At 71.4% G+C, this 19,711-nt stretch carries 18 protein-coding genes and 1 pseudogene; 14 read left to right on the forward strand and 5 right to left on the reverse strand.

Going from position 1 to position 19,711, the window contains the following annotated elements; genetic code table 11:
• Positions 1-707 precede the first annotated feature (707 nt).
• The 5 genes and pseudogenes from ACMATS_RS27045 to ACMATS_RS27065 all read left to right on the forward strand — a co-directional run.
• A complete protein-coding gene (locus ACMATS_RS27045) occupies positions 708-1,757 on the forward strand; it encodes a hypothetical protein (RefSeq protein ID WP_414169365.1) in 1,050 nt (349 codons plus the stop codon).
• A gap of 402 nt (positions 1,758-2,159) precedes the next feature.
• The gene (gene lanKC / locus ACMATS_RS27050) at positions 2,160-4,709 is read left to right on the forward strand and encodes a class III lanthionine synthetase LanKC (protein WP_414169366.1); all 2,550 of its coding nucleotides are present in this window, start codon (positions 2,160-2,162) and stop codon (positions 4,707-4,709) included.
• 73 nt (positions 4,710-4,782) lie between these two features.
• Positions 4,783-4,908 carry a SapB/AmfS family lanthipeptide gene (locus ACMATS_RS27055; protein WP_390777828.1) on the forward strand — a complete coding sequence of 42 codons (126 nt, stop codon included), beginning with the start codon at positions 4,783-4,785 and terminating at the stop codon, positions 4,906-4,908.
• Positions 4,909-5,003: 95 nt separating this feature from the next.
• On the forward strand, positions 5,004-6,752 hold the full coding sequence (locus ACMATS_RS27060; protein ID WP_414169367.1) for an ABC transporter ATP-binding protein: 1,749 nt from the start codon (positions 5,004-5,006) through the stop codon (positions 6,750-6,752).
• Positions 6,753-7,654: 902 nt separating this feature from the next.
• A pseudogene (locus ACMATS_RS27065) lies at positions 7,655-8,191 on the forward strand (ATP-binding cassette domain-containing protein); the annotation flags it as partial.
• A gap of 306 nt (positions 8,192-8,497) precedes the next feature.
• Here ACMATS_RS27065 and ACMATS_RS27070 read toward each other — a convergent pair.
• Together ACMATS_RS27070 and ACMATS_RS27075 are read right to left on the reverse strand one after the other, a co-directional pair.
• On the reverse strand, positions 8,498-9,112 hold the full coding sequence (locus tag ACMATS_RS27070) for a LuxR C-terminal-related transcriptional regulator (RefSeq protein WP_390777826.1): 615 nt from the start codon (positions 9,110-9,112) through the stop codon (positions 8,498-8,500).
• 208 nt (positions 9,113-9,320) lie between these two features.
• On the reverse strand, positions 9,321-9,944 hold the full coding sequence (locus ACMATS_RS27075) for a TetR family transcriptional regulator (protein ID WP_390777825.1): 624 nt from the start codon (positions 9,942-9,944) through the stop codon (positions 9,321-9,323).
• 218 nt (positions 9,945-10,162) lie between these two features.
• Between ACMATS_RS27075 and ACMATS_RS27080 the strand changes: the two genes are divergently transcribed.
• The 5 genes from ACMATS_RS27080 to ACMATS_RS27100 all read left to right on the forward strand — a co-directional run bounded on the left by ACMATS_RS27080 (position 10,163) and on the right by ACMATS_RS27100 (position 15,121).
• Entirely contained in the window at positions 10,163-11,485 is a 1,323-nt protein-coding gene (locus tag ACMATS_RS27080; protein WP_414169368.1) for a glycosyltransferase family 4 protein, read from the forward strand.
• Positions 11,486-11,774: 289 nt separating this feature from the next.
• On the forward strand, positions 11,775-12,548 hold the full coding sequence (locus ACMATS_RS27085) for a methyltransferase domain-containing protein (protein WP_414169369.1): 774 nt from the start codon (positions 11,775-11,777) through the stop codon (positions 12,546-12,548).
• A complete protein-coding gene (locus ACMATS_RS27090; protein ID WP_414169370.1) occupies positions 12,545-13,624 on the forward strand; it encodes a prenyltransferase in 1,080 nt (359 codons plus the stop codon). Before ACMATS_RS27085 ends, ACMATS_RS27090 begins: the two co-directional genes overlap by 4 nt.
• Before the next feature lie 110 nt (positions 13,625-13,734).
• The gene (locus ACMATS_RS27095; RefSeq protein ID WP_414169371.1) at positions 13,735-14,277 is read left to right on the forward strand and encodes a hypothetical protein; all 543 of its coding nucleotides are present in this window, start codon (positions 13,735-13,737) and stop codon (positions 14,275-14,277) included.
• A gap of 52 nt (positions 14,278-14,329) precedes the next feature.
• Positions 14,330-15,121 carry a maleylpyruvate isomerase N-terminal domain-containing protein gene (locus tag ACMATS_RS27100; RefSeq protein WP_414169372.1) on the forward strand — a complete coding sequence of 264 codons (792 nt, stop codon included), beginning with the start codon at positions 14,330-14,332 and terminating at the stop codon, positions 15,119-15,121.
• 61 nt (positions 15,122-15,182) lie between these two features.
• On the opposite strand, the gene ACMATS_RS27105 is transcribed toward ACMATS_RS27100, so the two are convergent.
• Both ACMATS_RS27105 and ACMATS_RS27110 read right to left on the reverse strand, forming a co-directional pair.
• Positions 15,183-15,542 carry a hypothetical protein gene (locus tag ACMATS_RS27105; protein WP_414169373.1) on the reverse strand — a complete coding sequence of 120 codons (360 nt, stop codon included), beginning with the start codon at positions 15,540-15,542 and terminating at the stop codon, positions 15,183-15,185.
• An 18-nt stretch (positions 15,543-15,560) separates the two neighbouring features.
• Entirely contained in the window at positions 15,561-16,862 is a 1,302-nt protein-coding gene (locus tag ACMATS_RS27110) for a helix-turn-helix domain-containing protein (RefSeq protein ID WP_414169374.1), read from the reverse strand.
• 388 nt (positions 16,863-17,250) lie between these two features.
• On the opposite strand from ACMATS_RS27110, the gene ACMATS_RS27115 reads away from it, so the two are divergent.
• From ACMATS_RS27115 to ACMATS_RS27125, 3 genes are all read left to right on the forward strand, one after another.
• Positions 17,251-17,400, forward strand: coding sequence for a hypothetical protein (locus ACMATS_RS27115; protein ID WP_414169375.1), 150 nt, complete (start codon positions 17,251-17,253; stop codon positions 17,398-17,400).
• A 254-nt stretch (positions 17,401-17,654) separates the two neighbouring features.
• Complete coding sequence (locus tag ACMATS_RS27120) at positions 17,655-17,855, forward strand: hypothetical protein (protein WP_414169376.1); 201 nt, start codon at positions 17,655-17,657, stop codon at positions 17,853-17,855.
• Between the two features lie 108 nt (positions 17,856-17,963).
• Positions 17,964-18,536: a Uma2 family endonuclease gene (locus ACMATS_RS27125; protein WP_414170807.1), complete on the forward strand. Its 573-nt coding sequence runs from the start codon at positions 17,964-17,966 to the stop codon at positions 18,534-18,536.
• Between the two features lie 12 nt (positions 18,537-18,548).
• Here ACMATS_RS27125 and ACMATS_RS27130 read toward each other — a convergent pair whose 3' ends face one another.
• Entirely contained in the window at positions 18,549-18,896 is a 348-nt protein-coding gene (locus tag ACMATS_RS27130) for a hypothetical protein (protein WP_414169377.1), read from the reverse strand.
• A 392-nt stretch (positions 18,897-19,288) separates the two neighbouring features.
• Between ACMATS_RS27130 and ACMATS_RS27135 the strand changes: the two genes are divergently transcribed.
• Positions 19,289-19,609, forward strand: coding sequence for a DUF6083 domain-containing protein (locus ACMATS_RS27135; RefSeq protein ID WP_414169378.1), 321 nt, complete (start codon positions 19,289-19,291; stop codon positions 19,607-19,609).
• Positions 19,610-19,711: the final 102 nt, after the last annotated feature.

A 19,711-nucleotide genomic window follows, 5' to 3' on the forward strand; every position in this document is an offset into this window, starting at 1 on the left:
CTGCGCCGACGGCCTACTCGGAGCGGCAGTTGAAGGGTGACGCGTGTTGCTGGTGCCGACTTCCGGACGGTGGTCACGTGCCTGCCGGGTTCCTCCAGATCACCGATTGGTCCGGTGCGACGAGCTCGTGGCAGCTCAAAGCGTGCACTGCCTGCGCGGCGAACTGGCGGATCGGCAAGGGGCCCGCGCGTTGAGCTCAGGACTGACAGTGCTGGGGCTCGACGCGGGGTGGTACGTATGCACGGTGTGCGGGGCATCTTCCGGTGTCGCGATCGCGGTCACTTTGGCGGCGGAAGAAGGCCGGAGGCGTCGTAGGTTCCTGTGCGTCTCCTGCGCGCGGATCGTTTTGCCTGCGTGCGGGCGCCTGGGAAGCCATATGACAGAGCAGCGCTGGGAAAATATGGTCCGGGAGACCGGAGGTGACCGGGCCGGGCGCAGGGTATGCGCTTTGGCGGGAGAATGGACAAATTTCGCGGCACCGTGACCGTTACGGCCATTTCATTCGGCGGAAGAATTTGTAGCGATGTACGAGCTGTTTCGTGCGATCACACGCACCCCGCACCGTTTTGCCAATTCAGCCCCAACCCTTTGGTGAATCCGAGAAAGCCCCGCGAAACTCCCCGCCGAACGGCGTCGTCCTCCGATCTGAACGGTGCGGCTGTGGCAGTCGCGCCAGAAGAGGATGGTGAGGCGTGACCTTGTCCCGGATGTTCCCTGCCCGTCGGCGAGCGGCCGCGGCTGCGGCCGCGTCTTTGGCCGCGATCACCCTGGCCCTGGCCGGTTGCTCGGGCCAGAAGTCGACCGCGCAGTTGGCTGGTTCGGCTGCTTCGGGTGCGACGAAGCCCGGTGCCTCCAACGCGCCGACGGCGTCTTCCGGCGGCGTGCTGTTCGGCGGCGACGCGCAGTTCTCCGGTCTGTCCGGTCTCGGCCGTTCCCCGGCGATCGTGCGCACCTACGACACCGTGGACACCGCCGCCTCGTTCCCCACCGCGGAAGAGACCCAGGCCCTGAACGCCGGAGCAACCCTGCTGGCCAGTCTGGGCACGGGGCCCGACCGGGACTGGGCGTCCATCGCCGCGGGCAAGTCCGACACCGCCGTGCTCGGATATCTGCGTGCCGTCGACAACGCCGCCACGACGCACCACTTGAATACCGTCTACGTGTCGTTCAACCACGAGCCCAACGCGAAGGAAGACGCCAAGAAGGGGAGCCCGGCGCAGTTCGTGGCGGCCTGGCGGCACGTGCACCAACTGGCCGCCGACGCCCACCTGGACGGCCGGAACGGAGGCCACCTGCGCTGGGTGTGGATTCTGACCGCGAACGGCTTCCACCAGCACGGCACCGCCGACCACTACTGGCCGGGTGCCGAGAACGTGGACGTCGTCGGGGTCGACGGATACGTCTCCGGGGGCTGCTCGAAGCAGGCGGAAGGCACCTACACGGACCCGTCCAAGGCCGCCCCCAAGCCCGACACCGTGTTCGGGGCGGCACTGACCTGGAGTGCCGCCCACGCCCCGGGCAAGCCGGTGTTCATCCCGGAGTGGGGCAGCGTCCCGTTCGCCGGACCGGAGGTGCGGGCCTCGTACATCCAGGCCATGACCGGCTACGTGGCGGCCCACCCGCAGATCGGTGCGGTCCTGTACTGGAACGACCACGCGCATCACGACTCCTGCGACTACTCCCTGGGCAGCGACCCCGCAGCGCAGCGTGCCCTCGCCGCCATGGGCCGCAACGCCCACTTCCAGGCGCACCCCTGACGGACTCGACGGAGCCGGTGCCCGTCCTGTCGGCCGGCTCCGGACAAGTTACCCCGCAGGCGTCCTCACCTTCGGTGCACAGTGAGGGTCAGCGGCGTGTCACGGAGACGCAGGGCAAAGACTCTCTGCTGCGGCACTGGAAGATCTTCAGGAGTCGCTGCCCAAGACGAGTTGGGCGGCGGGACGGCAGGGCCTGCCCATGGCCGCGCACCGTTGTTCGAAGCCTACTTGGGCCTTCGTTCGTCTCATGGCCGGCAAGGGGGCGCCTGTGGCCACCAGTTACCACGCCAAGCTACTCATGCGTTCCGCATGGTCACGTCATGACAGCTGTGACTGTTCCGTCACCGGGCGTCGTGGAAATCTCGTCCTGTCAGCGGACAGGCCGAGGGGGGATCGCTCACGATGGACAAGCGGTACGAGGTCCACTGCCTGGTCGACCGGCACTTCTACGAGACCCCGGACCGTCTGACCGCCCCCGGTGCCGAGGGCGACGACGCCCTCTTCGAGCCCGCCCGCAGGCCCGCCCCCGGCAGGTGGCGGACCGCGCGCAGCGGGGACTGGCTGCACCTGATCCCCGACGGGCGGCAACTGCCTCCCCAGGGCTGGAAGATCCATGTGTCGGCCACCGCCGACTCCGCGGAGAAGACGGCCGCCGCCGTGTGGGACTACTGTATTCCGCGGGGCATCTCGTTCAAGTTCGTGCCCAGCCGCCCCCTCCTGCACCTGCGCAACAGCAAGTACGCGGCCCGCGACGGCAGCGGGAAGTTCGTCACCGTCTACCCGCAGGACGAGGAGCAGCTGCACACTGTGCTCACCGAGCTGCACGAGATCGTCGGTGGGCGGCCGGGGCCGTACATCCTCACCGATCTGCGCTGGCACGAAGGGCCGTTGTACGTCCGGTACGGGGCCTTCGAGCGGCGCTACTGCCTGGACGAGCGCGGCACGCTCGTGCCCGCCGTCGAGGACGGCGAGGGCCGGCTCGTCCCGGACACCCGGAACCCCGCCTTCCAGGTGCCCGCGTGGGTGCCCCTTCCGGACTTCCTCGCGCCTCACCTCGCCGCGCGCAACGCCACCACCGTCGGCGAACTGCCCTACCGCATCGAGAAGGCCCTGCACTTCTCCAACGGCGGCGGCGTCTACCGCGGCACCGGCACCCGCGACGGGCGGGCGGTCGTCCTCAAGGAGGGCCGGCCGTACGCCGGGCTCGCCGCGGACGGGGCCGACGCCATCGCCCGGCTGGAGCGGGAGAGGACGGCGCTGGAACGGCTGTCCGGACTCGGCGTCGCCCCCGCCGTGCGCGACTGGTGCACCCTGGGCGACCACCGCTTCCTCGTCATGGACTTCGTCGAGGGCCGCACCCTCAACTCCTACTTCGCCGAACGTCATCCGCTGCTCACCACCGACCCCGACCCCGCCGCGCTCGCCGACTACACGGCCTGGGCCCTGCGGATCCACCGCGCCGTCGAGGAGGCGGTCGAGGCGGTGCACGGCAGGGGAGTGGTCTTCAACGACCTGCACATGTTCAACATCATGGTCGCGCCCGACGAACGGTCCGTCGTCCTCATCGACTTCGAGGCCGCCGCGGACGTCTCCGACCGCAGCCGCCAGGTCGTCGCCCACCCCGGCTTCTGCGCCCCGGCCGGCCGCACGGGCACCGACACCGACCGGTACGCGCTGGCGTGCCTGCGGCTCGCCCTGTTCCTGCCCGTCACCACGCTCCTCGCCGTCGACCGCGGCAAGGCCGCCCACCTCGCGGAGGTCATCGCAGCCGAATTCCCGGACGTGCCGAGGGAGTTCCTGGACGAGGCCGTCGCCGAGATCACCCGTGACGGGGGCGCTGCCACTGCTCTTCCCGATCCCGGCGACTGGCCGCGCAGCCGGGACTCGATGGTCCGCGCCCTGCTCGCCTCCGCCACGCCCGACCGCGACGACCGGCTCTTCCCCGGCGACGTCGCCCAGTTCACCGAGGGCGGCGGCCTCGGCCTCGCGCACGGCGCCGCCGGGGTGCTCTACGCCCTCGCCGAGACCGGTGCGCCGCGGTACGAGACCGGTGAGCGGTGGCTGCTCGACCACACCGACCCCGCGCCGCCCGGCACCCCGCCCGGCCTCTACGACGGGCTCGCCGGCGTCGCCTTCGTCCTCGACGGGCTCGGCCACCGCGACCGCGCGCTCGACCTCGCCGGAACGGTCCTCGGCGAACGGTGGCAGCGCCTCGGCTCCGGCCTGCACGGCGGCGTCGCCGGCATCGGGCTCGTCCTCGACCACCTCGCCCGCACCACCGGCGAGCGGGACTTCCACGAACGGGCCGTCGAAGCCGCCCAGTTGCTCGCCGACCGGATGGCCGCCCCCGCAACGCCGGGGCCCGTCCGGGCCGGGTTGCTGCACGGCGCCACCGGGCCCGCCCTGTTCTTCCTGCGGTTGTACGAGCGGACGGGCGCCCCCGCCCTGCTCGAACTCGCCGAGGCCGCCCTGCGCGCGGACCTGGAACGGTGCGTGCGTACGGCCCGCGGCGCGCTGGCCGTCGACGAGGGCTGGCGCACCATGCCGTACCTCGGCGACGGCAGCGTCGGCATCGGCGCCGTCCTGGACGACTACCTCGGGCACGTGCCGGGATCCGACCTGGCCGAGGCCCGTTCCGGGATCCTCGCCGCCGCCAGCTCGCGCTTCTACGCCCAGCCCGGCCTGTTCCAGGGCCGGGCCGGGATGATCTGGCACCTGGCCCGCACCACCGCCCCCGGGGCGGCCCCGGACCACCTGGCGCGGCAGGTCGCCGCACTGGGCTGGTACGGCATGGCCTACCAGGGCGAACTGGCCTTCCCCGGCCACCAGATGATGCGGCTGTCCATGGACCTCGCCACCGGAACCGCAGGCTGCCTGCTCGCCCTCGGCACCGCCCTGGGCGACCGCACGGCACAACTGCCGTTCCTCCCGCGCCCGCACGGGCGCCCCTGAGCCGGTTCCTCCGCCGATGCGGAGGAGCCGTGGCACAACCCTGTCCCCAAAGAACGTGATGAAAGGAAGAATCATGTCGCTTCTCGACCTCCAGGGCATGGAATCCGAAGAGCGCCACGACGGTGGTGGCGAAGGTGGCGGCAGCCAGGTCAGCCTGCTCCTGTGCGACAGCGTTGCCAGCGTTCTGCTGTGTCTCTGACACACGCCCTGGTGATCGGTAACCGGTGACCGCTCCGGGCGGGCTCTCCCCTTGGCGGGAGGGCCCGCTCGACCGCAACGGAAGGGCTTCCGCCCATGGCCGCGAGGCATCGCCGAACCCGTCTCGGCCCCGGCGACCGGCTCGTCGCCGACGCGACCCGGCACGTCGGCGCCCGTACGCTCGCCCTCGGCCTGACCTCCGTCGCGGGCACCGGCGCCGCCCTGCTGCTGCCCGCCGTCCTCGGCCACACCGTCGACCTGCTGCTCGCGCGGCAGAGCGGCGAGGCGGGCCGCTGGGTCGTGCTGTGCGCACTGCTGCTGTGCGCACCGGCCGTCGTCGACGCGCTCGACGGCCTGCTCACCGGCACCACCGCCGCCGGGGCCACGGCCTGGCTGCGGCACCGGGTGCTCGGGCACGTCCTCGCCGTCGGGCCGCGGGCCACCGCCCGCTTCGCCCCGGGCGACCTCGTCGCCCGCCTCGTCGGCAACGCCGCCTACGTGGGCACGGCCCCCGGCAGCCTCGCCTCGGCCGTCGCCTCCGTCGCCGCGCCGCTCGGCGGGATCGTCGCCCTCGGCCTGGTCGACCCCTGGCTCGCCGTCGCCTTCCTGGCCGGCGCCCCCCTCCTCTTCCTTCTGCTGCGCGCCTTCACCCGGGCTTCCACCGACTGCCTCGCCGCCTACCAGCGCCTCCAGGGCGACCTGGCCGGCCGGCTCGTCGAGGCCCTCGACGGCGTGCGCACCATCACCGCGGCCGGAACGGCCCGCCGCGAGGCGGACCGCATCCTGCAGCCGCTCCCCGGGCTCTCCCGCGAGGGCCATCGCATGTGGCAGGTCCAGGGCCGCTCGGCCGCGCAGGCGGCAGCCGTGCTGCCGCTGCTGCAGATCGTGGTGCTGGCCGTCGCCGGCCTGCGCCTCGCGCAGGGCGCCCTCAGCGTCGGCGACGTGCTGGCCGCCTCGCGCTACGCGGTGCTGGCCGCCGGGATCGGCGCGATCGTCGGCCGCCTCAACGCCCTGGTGCACGCGCGCACGGCCGCCGGGCGGCTGGCGGAGGTCCTCGCGGAGCCGCCGGCCCGGTACGGGCGGCGGGAACCGCCCGAGGGCGACGGGACCTTGCGGCTGCGCGGGGTGACCGCGGTCCGCGGGGGCCGCCGCGTCCTCGACGGGCTGGACCTGGTGGTGCCGGGCGGTACGACCCTGGCGGTCGTCGGCCGCTCGGGCACGGGCACGTCGGTCCTCGCCGAACTGGCGGGCCGGCTCGCCGACCCCGACGCGGGGGTGGTGGAGCTGGACGGGGTCCCCCTCGGTGACCTCACCCGCACCGCGCTGCGCTCCCGCATCACCTACGCCTTCGCCCGCCCCGCGCTGCTCGGCGGCACGATCGCCGGCACCATCGGGCTGGGCCCGCAGCCGTCCGCCCCCGGGGCGGTCGCCGCCGCGGCGCGGGCCGCCTGCGCGGACGAATTCATCCGCCGCCTCCCGGCACGCTACGGCACGCCCTGCGCGGCGGCGCCGCTGTCGGGCGGCGAGGCCCAACGCCTGGGCCTGGCCAGGGCGTTCGCCCGCACCGACAGCCGCCTGATCGTCCTGGACGACGCGACGTCGAGCCTGGACGCGGTGACGGAACGCCGCATCACCCGCACCCTCCTGACCGCCGCGGGCTCCGCCCGCACCTGCCTCGTCGTGGCCCACCGCCCCACGACGGCGGCCCGCGCGGACCGGGTGGCCTGGCTCGAGGATGGCCGGATTCGAGCGGTGGGCACCCATGCGCACTTGTGCGAGCTGCCGGAATACTGTGCGGTTTTCGAGCCCCGGGAACCGCCCGTCGCGCAGGGTGCGGAGTCGTAGCCGTGGACCCGAAGCCCGAGGAGGGGCCCGTGGGCGGAGCCCGAACCTCCCGTACCCTCACCCGGCGGGGCGCCCGGTTCCTGTGGCGCCGGCGGCGCGCCGTCGTCGGGCTCGCGGGGTGGTCGGTCGCCGAGGCCGCGTACACCTTCGCCACCGGATACGCCCTCGCCCGGGCCCTCGACGCCGGGTTCCTCGCCGGGAGGCCGGCGAACGGCCTCGCCTGGCTGGCCGGTGCGGCCTGCGCCGTCCTCGTCGGCGCCTACGGCACCGGCCGCACCTACCGCGGCACCGCCGCCCTCGCCGAGCCCCTGCGGGACGCCCTCGTGCGGCGCGTCGTCGCCCGCGCCCTGCACGACGGCGACCGCGCCGCCGTGTCCCGGCTCACGCACCAGGTCGAGATCGCCCGCGACACGTTCGCGGGAGTGGTCATGGTCGCGCGGACGTTCGTCTTCACCGCCGTCGGAGTGCTGGCCGGGCTCTGCCTCCTGGCCCCCGTCCTGCTCGCGCTCGTCCTGCCGCCGCTGCTCGCCGGGCTGGCGCTGTTCGCCGCGACGCTGCGCCCGCTCGTGAGCCGTCAGGAGGCGTTCCTCGACGCCGACGAGGCCGTGGCACAGTCGCTCGGCGACGTCTGCGCCGGTCTGCGCGACGTCGCGGCCGCGGGCGCCGAGGAACAGGTCCACGCCGGCACCGGGGCGCTCGTCGACGCCGAGCGGGACGCCTCGCGGGCCCTGGCCCGCTGGTCCGTGCTGCGCGTGGCGGCACTGGCCGTCGCGGGCCGGCTGCCCGTCGTGCTGCTGCTGGTTGCCGCGCCCCGGCTGCTGGACCGCGGCGTGTCCGCGGGCGCGCTCGTCGGCGCCCTCGCCTACCTCACCCAGTCCCTCCTGCCGGGCCTGCAGAACCTCATGCACGGTCTGGGGACGAACGGCTCCCGGCTGGCCGTCGTCCTCCGCCGGCTGACGGCCGAACTCCCCGACCGGCCGCCCGTGTTGTCGGAACCTGCCCCTCCGGACGCCCCCGCCGTCGCCCTGCGCGGCGTCACCTTCGCCCACGGCCCCCACGCCGCCCCCGTCGTCGACCGCCTCGACCTGGACCTCCCGCACGGCTCCCACCTCGCCGTCGTCGGTCTCAGCGGTATCGGCAAGTCGACGCTGGCGGCGCTGGTCGCGGGGGTGCTGGAGCCACAGCGGGGCGAGGTCGCGGTGTGCGGGATCCCGGCGCGGGCCCGGGCGGCCCGCGGCCTCCGGGCGCTGATCCCGCAGGAGGCGTACGTCTTCTCCGGCACCGTCGGCGACAACGTCCGCTACCTCCGCACGGACGCGGTCCCCGACCGCGAGGTGCTGGCCGCCGCCGACGCGGTGGGGGCCCGTGAACTCCTGGACCGGCTCGGCGGGTTGTCCGCACCGCTCGTCCCCGGCGAGCTGTCGGCGGGGGAGCGGCAGCACATCGCCCTGGTGCGCGCGTACCTCTCCCCGGCCCCGGTCGTGCTGCTGGACGAGGCGGCCTGCCACCTCGACCCGGCCGCCGAGGCGCGCGCGGAGCGCGCCTTCGCGGCGCGCCCCGGCGGCACCCTCGTCGTGATCGCGCACCGCGCGGGCTCGGCCCGGCGCGCGGGCCGGGTCCTCGTCATGGACGGTGCGCGGACGGCCGCCGGGACGCACGCCGAGCTGCTGCGGCGCTCGGCGTTCTACCGCGACCTCATGGGAGGCGACGCGGCAGCGGACGGCCTCCGGGCGGAGGCGGCCGTCTCACAGCCAGCCCGCCCCCTGCGATATGCGGATCGCATCGACCCGGTTGCGGGCCCCGGTCTTCCGGGTGATGGCGGCCATGTAATTGCGTACGGTCCCGTTCGACAGGTGCAGACTGCGGGCGATCTCCCCGATGGAGGCCCCCTCCGCGGCAAGTGACAGCACACTCAGCTCTCTTCGGGTCAGCGGCATGGCGGCGGCCTCCAGGAAGCCGTGGCCGAGCGACTCGTCGATGTACCGCTCGCCCTTGGCCACGTGCCGGATGCCCTCGACCAGCCGGTCCGGCGAGGTGTTCTTGCTCAGGTATCCCAACGCGCCCTCCTCGAAGGCCCGGCGCAGCGGGCCCGGCCGCCCGGGAGTCGCCAGGGCGAGCAGCGCGGCGCCCCCGCCGCCCGGCGCGTGACATCGGTGCGCGAGGTCGCCGATGCCGCGCGGGCCGCCCGCCTCGGGGCCGTCCATGTCGACCACGCACACGTCCGGCCGCAGTGTCCGGTAACCGGTGGCTGCTCCTTGCCAGGGTGCCGAGGCGACTTCCAGGTCCGGCTCTCTGCCGATCACGGTCGCCAGCGCCGTGCGCAGTAGGTGGGTGTCGTGTATGAGCAGGACTCGGATCACGTTTCCGTCCCTCCCCGTTCCCTGTGACGAACCATCCCGGTCACGTCGGTCAATTCATACCGACGTGAACCACTGTCCTGGGTAGGGAAGTTAGGACGCCCGGGGGCGCGATGACGTACCGAATCGGCCACGTGTGCCCCGCGCGCGAGCGGCTTGCGCCTACCGGCGGCCGGCAGGGCCCGTCACCTGGTGATGTCACCTGGCGATGTCACCTGGTGATGAGCCGGCACACCGTCTCGATGTCGATCTTCACCTGGGCGATGGAGGCCCGCCCCGACAGCCAGGTGATCAGCGCGGAGTGCCAGGTGTGCTCGATGACGCGCACGGCCGAGAGCTGCTCGGCGCCGGGCGCCCCGGTCAGCCCCATCGCGTCCAGGATGATGGCCGTGGTCAGCCGGGACACCGCGTCGACCTCGGCGCTCACCGACCGGTCGGCGAAGGTCAGGGCCCGCACCATGGCGTCCGCCAGGTGCGGTTCGCGCTGCATCGCGCGGAACGCCCGCATCAGCGTCTGGGCGACCCGGGCCGCCGGGTCCTCCTCCGTCGGCGGCCGCTTGCGCAGCGTCGCGTGGAGCTGTTCCAGCTGGTCCTGCATCGTGGCGACGAGCAGGTGGACCTTGGAGGGGAAGTAGCGGTAGAGGGTGCCGAGGGCGACTCCCGCGGACTCGGCGACCTCGCGCATCTGCACCGCGTCGTAACCGCCGCGCCCGGCCAGCCGGGCGGTCGCCTGCAGGATGCGGCGCCGCCGCTCCTCCTGACGCTCGGTCAGGGGCGCGGCGGCGGTGCCGGGCGGTGCGGCCGTCCCGGCCGGCGGCGTGCGGTGTGCAGTCATGTGTCCCATTCCGCTCCAGCCCTGCGGTGGTTCTCCGTACGGCCCGGACGGCACAGCATGGCAGGGGCCGGGCCGTGGCGCGAATCACCCGGCGGCGCTCTTTCGACCGCCCGTCGTGCCGGTAGATTCAGGGCTTCTGGACGACTCAGTCTGAAACTTGTTCTAGATTAGCGCGACCGGTTACGCTCCGGCGGAACAGCAGCGACAAGGAGGCCGGAGTGACCGCTGAGGCCACGGAGGCAGCGTTCACGCGGGGCGGCGACCTCCCGGCCGGGGGCGGTGACGACCGCCCGCTGCGCATCGCGCTGCTCACCTACAAGGGGAACCCGTTCTGCGGCGGCCAGGGCGTCTACGTACGCCACCTCTCCCGCGAACTCGCCCGCCTCGGCCACATGGTGGAGGTCATCGGCTCCCAGCCGTACCCCGTCCTCGACCCCGAGGAGGGCGTCCGCCTCACCGAACTCCCCAGCCTCGACCTCTACCGGCAGCCCGACCCCTTCCGTACCCCCGCGCGCGACGAGTACCGCGACTGGATCGACGCGCTGGAGGTCTCCACCATGTGGACCGGCGGCTTCCCCGAGCCGCTCACCTTCAGCCTGCGCGCCCGGCGCCATCTCGCCGCGCGGCGCGGCGACTTCGACGTCGTCCACGACAACCAGACCCTGGGCTACGGCTTGCTCGGCGGCCCCGAGACGCTGGGCGCCCCGCTCGTCACCACGATCCACCACCCCATCACCGTCGACCGGCAGCTCGACCTCGCCGCCGCGGCGGACTGGAAGCGGCGCGCCTCCGTGCGCCGTTGGTACGGCTTCACGCGCATGCAGAAGCGGGTCGCCCGGCGGCTGCCGTCCGTCCTGACCGTCTCCGGCTCCTCGCGCGACGAGATCGTGCAGCACCTCGGCGTGCGACGGGACCGGATCCACGTCGTCCACATCGGCACGGACACCGACCTCTTCTCGCCCGACCCGTCGGTGCCCGAGGTCCCCGGACGTATCGTCACCACCTCCAGCGCGGACGTCCCCCTCAAGGGCCTGGTCCACCTGGTGGAGGCCCTCGCGGTGGTACGGGCCCGCAACCCGCAGGCCCATCTGGTCGTGGTCGGCAAGCGCCCCGAGAAGGGCCCGGTCGCCACGGCGATCCGGCGCTGCGGGCTCGACGGGGCCGTCGAGTTCGTCAAGGGCATCAGCGACGCGGAACTCGTCGACCTGGTGCGCTCCGCGCAGGTCGCCTGTGTGCCCTCGCTGTACGAGGGCTTCTCGCTGCCCGCCGCCGAGGCCATGGCCACCGGAACCCCGCTGCTGGCCACCACCGGCGGCGCCATCCCCGAGGTCGCGGGCCCCGACGGCGAGACCTGCCTGGCCGTCCCGCCGGGCGACCCCGGCGCCCTGGCCTCGGGCCTCGCCCGCCTGCTGGACAACGAGTCCCTGCGCCATCGCCTCGGCGCGGCGGGCCGGGAGCGGGTCCTGAGCCGCTTCACGTGGCGGCAGGCGGCGTTGGGGACGGTGCAGCAGTACCGCGCGGCTCTGAGGGCGAACCGTTGACGGCCGAGCTCGCTGGGCACCTCCCCCGGCTACCGCTGGGGGGACCCCCAGGTGCGCCATCGTGGTTGCTCGCCGTTGCGGCGGATTCAAAGGCGAGCCGCCTCGCCTTTGAATCCGCCGCAACGGTGCTCAGCCCACCGCAAGGTGACCGGCGGTGCCGAACCGGCGGAAGCCGCCACCGTCCCGCGCCGGCACGGCGCACCAGTGCTCCGCCCCCGCAGGGAAAGCCCGCGGAGCGGACCCGCACCGACCCCCTCCCCCGGGCGGTAAGCCCAGAAGGCAAGGACTCGTGCTGACCGTCGATTTCTCCCGCTTCCCGCTCGCCGCAGGCGACCGCGTCCTCGACCTGGGCTGCGGCGCGGGCCGCCACGCCTTCGAGTGCTACCGGCGCGGAGCGCGCGTCGTCGCCCTCGACCGCAGCAGCGAGGAGATCCGCGAGGTCGCCAAGTGGTTCGCCGCCATGAAGGAGGCCGGCGAGGCCCCCGCCGGGGCCACCGCCACGGCCATGGAGGGCGACGCGCTCGCACTCCCCTTCCCCGACGCCTCGTTCGACGTCGTCATCATCTCCGAGGTCATGGAGCACATCCCGGACGACAAGGGCGTCCTCGCCGAGATGGTCCGCGTCCTCAAGCCCGGCGGCCGGATAGCCGTCACCGTGCCCCGCTACGGCCCGGAGAAGGTCTGCTGGGCGCTCAGCGACGCCTACCACGAGGTCGAGGGCGGGCACATCCGCATCTACAAGGCCGACGAACTGCTGCGCAAGATGGAGGAGGCCGGCCTCAAGCCCTACGGCACCCACCACGCGCACGGCCTGCACAGCCCCTACTGGTGGCTCAAGTGCGCCTTCGGCGTGGACAACGACAAGGTGCTGCCGGTCCGCGCCTACCACAAGCTGCTGGTCTGGGACATCATGAAGAAGCCGCTGGCCACCCGGCTCGCCGAACAGGCCCTCAACCCGGTCATCGGCAAGAGCTTCGTCGCCTACGCCACCAAGCCGCACGCGCCTGCCGGCGCGTTCGACGGGGACACCGAGGGCACCGCCCCCGCCGAGGAGCTCGTGTGACCAGGGCAGGCCGCAGGCCGGACCGCAGCGAGCGGCTCGCTCTCCCCGGTGTGCTCACCGCGGAGCAGGTGACCCGGACCGTGGCCGGGATGGCCGCCGTCCAGCGCCCCGACGGGGCCATACCGTGGTTCCGCGGGCACCACCTGGACCCGTGGGACCACGTCGAGGCCGCCATGGCCCTGGACACGGCAGGCGAACACGAACGCGCGGAGGCGGCCTACCGGTGGCTCGCCGATCACCAGAACTCCGACGGTTCCTGGTACGCGGCCTACGCCGACGGCGCCGCCGACGAACCCACCGACCGCAGCCGCGAGTCGAACTTCGTCGCCTACATCGCCGTAGGCACCTGGCACCACTACCTCTCCACCGGCGACGACGCCTTCCTCGACCGCATGTGGCCGACCGTCTACGCCGCCGTCGAGTTCGTGCTGCAACTGCAGCAGCCCGGCGGGCAGATCGGCTGGAAGCGGGAGGAGGACGGCACGCCCGTCACCGACGCCCTGCTCACCGGCTCGTCCTCCGTCCACCAGGCCCTGCGCTGCGCGCTGGCCATCGCCGAGCACCGCGAGGAGCCCCAGCCGGACTGGGAGCTGGCGGCCGGCCTGCTCGCGCACGCGATACGGCACCACCCGGAGCGGTTCCTGGACAAGAACCGCTACTCCATGGACTGGTACTACCCGGTGCTCGGCGGCGCGGTCACCGGCCCGGCGGCCAAGGAGCGCATCGAGGAGGGCTGGGACCGCTTCGTGGTCCCCGGCCTGGGCGTGCGCTGCGTGGTGCCGAACCCGTGGGTGACGGGCGGGGAGAGCTGCGAACTCGCCCTGACCCTCTGGGCGATGGGCGAGTCCGACCGCGCGGTGCAGATCCTGCAGTGGATCCAGCACCTGCGGGCCGAGGACGGCATGTACTGGACGGGCTACGTCTTCGACGACGAGGTGGTCTGGCCGCGGGAGTGCACGTCGTGGACCGCCGGTTCGCTGCTGCTGGCGGTGGCGGCGCTGGGCGGGGACGAGGCGACGGTGACGGTGTTCGGGGGAGAGCGGCTGCCGTCGGGCCTGGAGCCGGACTGCTGCTGAGAGTGCTCCCGTACGCCTCCTCCGAACGGTCCGTTCCGGATGGCGGCGGCCCGCGGCGTGGGTAAGGCTGAAGGGCGCACCCCCGTCCCCGAGCTCCGCCGGAGGCACCCGTGAACCGCCGCGCCCGCACCGCCCTGGCCGCCCTGCTCGCCTGCTGCCTGCTGTTCGGCGGCGCGGTGGCCTGCGGCGGCAAGAAGAAGGAGAAGGCCGGGGAAGAGGCGACACCGACGAGCTCGGCGGAGAAGCAGAAGTTCGCCAAGACCCGCTTCGTCGCCAACGCGGGCCTCGCGGCCGGGGCCACCTACCAGTGGATCATCAAGCCCTTCAAGAGCGGCTCGTTCAAGAAGGGCGCGGACGGCCGCACGGTCGCCCTCGTCAAGGCGGGCCTGGCCGGCACGTTCGCGTACAACCGCCTGAAGGCCGCCACGGAGAACGCCAAGGGCGACCCGACGCTGACGAAGGCCCTGGCACCGCTCACGGCGGGGATCGACTCGCTCAAGAACCTCTCCACCAAGATCCGCAAGGGAGATGCGTCGGACGCGGACGTGAACTCGTTCGGCAATGTCATCAACGGGGTGAAGGACGCGGGCAAGAGCGCGGGGGCCGAGGTCAAGGACAAGACCCCGTCGTACTCGGACATCCAGAAGGGCTGAACGGCCGGTCCGGGCAGGGGCGTTGTCAGAGGCGCCCCATACAGTGGAGCCCATGAGCGCTTTCGCATACGAACGCTACTGTTCGGAGATCGTCTCCCAGACGGGCCTGCTGAGGGCCGCCTTCCAGGGCGCCGACCTCGCGGCACCCGTCCCCACGTGCCCCGACTGGACCCTCGCGGACCTCCTGCTCCACCTGGGCACGGCCCACCGCAACATCGAGAAGGCCGCCCGCGAGCGGGGCCGTGAGCCCCTCGCCGACGCGACCCCCCTCACCCCCGCGGACGGCCCGGACCCCGCCGATGCGGACGCCCTCGACGTCTGGCTGGCGGACGGCGCCAGGACACTGGCGCGCACCCTGCGCGACGCGGGCCCGGACGCCCGGGTCCGGCCCTTCGGCATCGACCAGAGTGCGGCGTTCTGGGCCCGTCGCGCGGCCCACGAAACGGTGATCCACCGGGCGGACGCGGCGGCGACGACGGGCGCCGACTACACGGTGGACGCGGCGCTGGCGGCCGACTGCCTGGACGAGTGGCTGGAGATGGTCTCCCTGATCATGACCCTGGGCATCCGCCCGGAACTGAAGGACCTCCTGGGCCCCGGCCGCACGCTCCACCTGCACACCACGGACACCCCGCCGGAGGCGGAGGGCGAGTGGTTCCTCGACCTGACGGGCGACCGCATCGCCTGGCGCCACGCCCACGAGAAGGCGGCGGTGGCGGTCCGCGGCCCGGTCGCGGACGTCCTGCGCGTCCTCTACCGCCGCCTGCCGGCGGACTTCGACACGGTGACGGTCGCGGGGGACCGCGGGGTGCTGGATCTTTGGCTGGAGAAGGCGCGGTTCTGAGTTCTGCGTGCTCGCCGCCCCTGCGCCGGGCGGCGAGCACAGCGGCCGGCCGGGGCTGCCGTCACATTGTGCGCTCGATGGCCTCGAAGATGTCGGAATCGGTCTCGCGCTGCCATTCGGGCAGTTGGTCCCAGTCGGCGACGTAGCCGGGCTTCGGGTCGTCAATGTGCTTGTGGATCTGGGCGATCCAGCACGTCGCGACGAACCGTCCCTTCTGTTCGCGCGTGAGCTTGGCTGTGTTGCCTGCGCTGACGTCGACGAATGCTGCTACCTGCCCGTACACGGCGGCGGCGGACTGCCGTTCCCAGCCGGGAGTCTCCTCCCAGGGGGTGATGTACCCGGGCTTGGGCTCACCTGGATAGTGCTTCTTGACCCCGGCAATCCATGCCTCGCGGAATGCGCGCCCTTGCTCCTCGTGCACGGTGAATCCTCTCCTGGGTTATCCAGCGACATTCAATGTCGAGATGTGAAAGACGAGTTGAGAGACGCGACTGTCAGGCATCAGTGATTCCAGCTGGGCGCGCAGACTGTTCAGCTTGCGCGCCACGTAACCTGACCCCGTTTGGTGGGCCAGCTCGATCGCGGCGTTGGCACAGCCAAGCGCTTGTTCTGTGTCGCGCCGTTGCACTCCCAGCGAGGCAAGGCCGGTAAGCACACTGCCTTTTCTGCGTGCTGAGAGATTCTGGGACAAGGCCTCGGTCAAGGCAGCTTCAGCGAGGTCGGGCCTGCCCAGCTCGACGTAGCAGGTTCCGCGCTCTTCGGCCAAGCGGGATCCGTCGAAGCGCAACCATCCGCCGTTGTGCACTTGTCCACTGAGTGCGTGTACTTGCTCGGCTTCGTCGAGAGCTCGCTTGCAGGAATCCAAGTCCCCGATTCCGGCGAATGCTTCGGCCTGCACTGCGGCCACCCAATGCCGGGTGGAGAGTTGACTGTCGCCTCGTCGTGCGATGTTCGCCGCGGCTGACAGTATGGGTACGGCGTCTTTGAAGTTCCGCTCATGCATCCCGATGAATGCATGACGTGTCAGTGCGCATGCCCACAGGTCCGGGCTCCCGGCTTCTCTGCTTGCACTTGCCGCAAGGGAGTAGCAGTGGGCGGCATCTGTGTAACGGTTGCTGTCGAAGAAGATTTCCCCTGCGAGCTGGAAGGCGTCTCCTGCTGCTGTGCACAGTTGCCTGTGGGTGATCTGATTGCCGGCGCTGCGCATGCTGCTGTTCAGGGTGGACAGCTGCTCCCGGACCAGGGGAAGAGCTGAACGCTTGTTCTTGGCAAGGGAGAAGACCTGCCATAGGTGAGCGTTCATGAGATTGAAGTCTTCGGCGGCGGGGGCTTGGAAGGGATGAGTCGTGTCGCTTGCGCGGGAGTCTGCCGTGTTCGGCAGCGAAATGAGTGTGCTGGTTATGGTGAGGAGCCGTAGAAAATCGCGCCGGATCATGTCGTCAAGGTCACCTGTGCCCAAGTGGTCGGCGGCAGCACGGTCGAATGTGCCTTTCGGTCGTGTTGCTCGGGTGACCGGCTGTTCGATTTCCCATGATGCCTTGGTCGACAGAAGGGCATCAAGCTCCGACAGGGTGACCTTGAGGAAGCTTGCAAGCTTTGGCCGGTTGTGAGGTTGAGGGTCGGCCTCGCCACGTTCCCATCGTCCCACCGACGTGCGGTCCACCCCGAGCATCTCTGCGAGCTCTTCTTGGCTGTAGCCCAGGGCTCTGCGGCGCATTGCCAGACGCCGCCGTGTCGGCATGCGTGCCCCCTGTGTCGTGCCAGACGTCCACCCAGCTCAGAGCTCCTCTGCGTCGAGTATGCATCAGGGATGCGTCATCTCTGCTCTGGTTCAACCCAACTCACCTCGGTTTCCTGGTGATTACCTCAGCCGTGACTGGTTGAGGGCGCTGAGAATCGGCCGGAGGCGGAAGAGTGAAGAGAGCATTGCACCCCAGCCCCGCACGGATGACCGCAGAGCGCGGCACTGCCGGTGCTGGACGGGGGGTGAGACACGGGCTCGGCGAATCGTCGGACGGCCCGGACCCCTCCACAGGCTCCATGGCCTACCCGACGTGCTTGTGCGCCGAGCATCGTTCGGGCAGGGGCAAGCCGGATTCCGCTGTGCGGCTCCACGTTCAGGGAGTGGGATGACCGCCGAGCCGGAGGCCGGCGGGCGTTGTGCCGAGTGCGACAGGATCAAACAGGCTCGGCGGGAGGCGGCAGCGGTGGGCGACATCGAGCGGTCGGTGGCGCTCACGACCCTCATGGGTGTGCACCTGCGGAGGGCACACGGATGATGAAGCCGGCCTTGCCTCCTCTCACCCACACGAGCGGACCACCGGCCATGCCGCCCCCCGACATGTCTGCTGCAACCCGTGCCTACTACGCGCCCGTCGCGTGCTGTGCCCCACCGGGCAGCGACGAACCCTGCGCAAACTCGATGAATGGAGGCCCGCCATGGGTGGCAAGGATGAAGTCAACGGGTACGACGTGTACGAGCACGAGATCGTGACCTCGGCCGAGCCTGATCCGGAACAGCAGGAAGGCGACGATGAGTGACACTCCGGCCCCGGACGAGCCGCCGCCCCGCAATCGGTTCCTGATCGGGCTGCTCATCAAGCGGGACCTGCCCGACCGGTCCGGCCCCTCCGAGTGGTGCGGCGAACACCCGAAGGAACGGACGCAGCTCGTCGCCCGCAAGGGATGGGTCTGCCTCGACTGTGTCAGGGAGAACAGCCGAATTCGGCCGTAGGAGTGCCGTGATGGCCCCGCCTGTCCAGAGGCGGGGCCATCACGGTCTTGAGGAGATCAGCTGGTGATCGAAGCGGAACTGAAGGTCCGCTTCAGGGACCCGGAGAACATGAACGCCGCACTGCCCGAGTGGCTCCACCCGCCGCGTGACAGCGGCTGGGAGGCCGATGACCTCGACACCATCTCCGACCTGCCTCGCCACACGGAACTCATCGACGGAGCCCTCGTCTTCAGGACGTCTCCCCAGCGGTCCTGGCACGACCGTGTCATCCGTCGTCTGACCTCCGCACTGGAGGACCAGGCTCCGCAGGGGCACACTGTCGAGGCGCAGATGACCATCCGGCTGAGTGTGAAGAGCCGCCCCGAGCCGGACGTCATCGCCGCGAGTGTCCCCTACGACCCCGACCGGACGCGCTTCCTGCCGGAAGAAGTCGCGCTCGTCGTCGAGCTCGTGTCCGACGAATCGCAGGAGCGCGACCGCGAGACCAAGCCGTTCAAGTACGCCCGAGCGGGCATCCCTCATTTCTGGCGCGTTGAGGAAGAGCACGGTCTTCCCGTCGTCCACTCCTACGAGCTGGACGAGACGACCCAGGCCTACGTCGCCACCGGCATCCACCGTGAACGGATCGAAACCTCTGTGCCGTTCGACATCGACATCGACCTCGCGCGACTCACCCACTGAGGTGCGCACGTCCTAACAGGCCTGCTTCACCGACGAGATCTGCATCTCCGGTGAGAAGTCGACGAGCCGGCCCGGCATCAGTACCAGGAAGGAGCCCGTGGTGAACCCGAGCTGTGCGAGCGTGTGGGTGTTGTTCTCCACCGCCCTTGCCGGGAAGGGCGGGTCGAAGGTCCTGCCTTCGCACTGCGGGATCGGCAGGGGTTCGGGGATGCCGATCCCGCTGTAATAGAGGCAGAGGTTCCCCTCAGGGCACAGGTCCGACGTCGGAGCCGCCGCGCTTGCGGAGGTGCTCGTGAGGGCGGCAGTCGTGGCGAGCGTCAGCGTGGTCAGCGCTGCGGCAGTGCGTCTGCGTGCGTTCATGGCCGGCCTCCTCGCCGATCCGGTCGCGTACTGTTCGCCATCGCCTGTTTAGGGGCCAACCAGGCAGGATGTAAAGGTCGTTGCCGGTCAACGGTCCAGGGCAAGCCGTGGCCGTCAAGGCCGTCGGCCCAGCCGTCACCTCTGCCGACGGGCGAGGCTGCCGGCGCCCCGTTTGGCGTTCCCCGCCCCTTCCGCAGCCGCAGTGTCTCGGCGGACGTCCGGCAAAGGCCCTGTTCACGGGTCGTCTGCACGCGCAATCTTCGAGCATGGGGGGTTGTTGCTGCGTATGCCGCACGCAGGGCGCAGAGGTCGTGGAGCGAAAGCGAGGCCGCGGGCCGCTCTGCTCGGAGTGCTGGACCGGAGTCCGGCGCTCCTTGTACTTTACGCGGGCGATGCGCGAAGGGGCCACGGCTCCTTGGCCGGATGATCCGCCGGTCTGTTCCACATGCGGCCTGCGGCAGGATCGGTTCGAGACCTGGTACGGATGGTGGATCTTCCTTGAGCCCGTCTTTCTGCATGTCAACCTCGTGCCCGTAGAACTCCGCTGGACTGTCGACTCCGAGGAGCGCGCCGTCAACTGGGCCTGTGCGGACTCCGAGTGTCAGGTCCCTCATGACGCAGTCTGTGGTCGTGCGGACTCACCGGTACATGTGGGCACAGAGATTCTCGAAATCTGGGAAATGAATCGCCGGGCTGCTGCTCCCGGCGCCTGACCAGCGTCGGCAGCATGACTGTGCCCGTCGCCACCGGCATCCGCGCACATCCGCGTCCGTGCCGTCGTCCCGGCACCGCAGCGCCCCTGACGGGGCGCACCG

The sequence above is a fragment of the Streptoverticillium reticulum genome (assembly GCF_047456005.1).
In the GTDB taxonomy this organism is placed as follows: Bacteria; Actinomycetota; Actinomycetes; order Streptomycetales; family Streptomycetaceae; genus Streptomyces; species Streptomyces reticulum.

Coding starts and splice junctions, on each gene's coding strand:
- ACMATS_RS27045 (WP_414169365.1), top strand. CDS start 708: ATGTTCCCTGCCCGTCGGCGAGCGGCCGCGGCTGCGGCCGCGTCTTTG.
- lanKC (WP_414169366.1), top strand. CDS start 2,160: ATGGACAAGCGGTACGAGGTCCACTGCCTGGTCGACCGGCACTTCTAC.
- ACMATS_RS27055 (WP_390777828.1), top strand. CDS start 4,783: ATGTCGCTTCTCGACCTCCAGGGCATGGAATCCGAAGAGCGCCACGAC.
- ACMATS_RS27060 (WP_414169367.1), top strand. CDS start 5,004: ATGGCCGCGAGGCATCGCCGAACCCGTCTCGGCCCCGGCGACCGGCTC.
- ACMATS_RS27075 (WP_390777825.1), bottom strand. CDS start 9,944: ATGACTGCACACCGCACGCCGCCGGCCGGGACGGCCGCACCGCCCGGC.
- ACMATS_RS27100 (WP_414169372.1), top strand. CDS start 14,330: ATGAGCGCTTTCGCATACGAACGCTACTGTTCGGAGATCGTCTCCCAG.
- ACMATS_RS27110 (WP_414169374.1), bottom strand. CDS start 16,862: ATGCCGACACGGCGGCGTCTGGCAATGCGCCGCAGAGCCCTGGGCTAC.
- ACMATS_RS27115 (WP_414169375.1), top strand. CDS start 17,251: ATGACCGCCGAGCCGGAGGCCGGCGGGCGTTGTGCCGAGTGCGACAGG.
- ACMATS_RS27120 (WP_414169376.1), top strand. CDS start 17,655: ATGAGTGACACTCCGGCCCCGGACGAGCCGCCGCCCCGCAATCGGTTC.
- ACMATS_RS27125 (WP_414170807.1), top strand. CDS start 17,964: ATGAACGCCGCACTGCCCGAGTGGCTCCACCCGCCGCGTGACAGCGGC.
- ACMATS_RS27130 (WP_414169377.1), bottom strand. CDS start 18,896: ATGAACGCACGCAGACGCACTGCCGCAGCGCTGACCACGCTGACGCTC.
- ACMATS_RS27135 (WP_414169378.1), top strand. CDS start 19,289: ATGCGCGAAGGGGCCACGGCTCCTTGGCCGGATGATCCGCCGGTCTGT.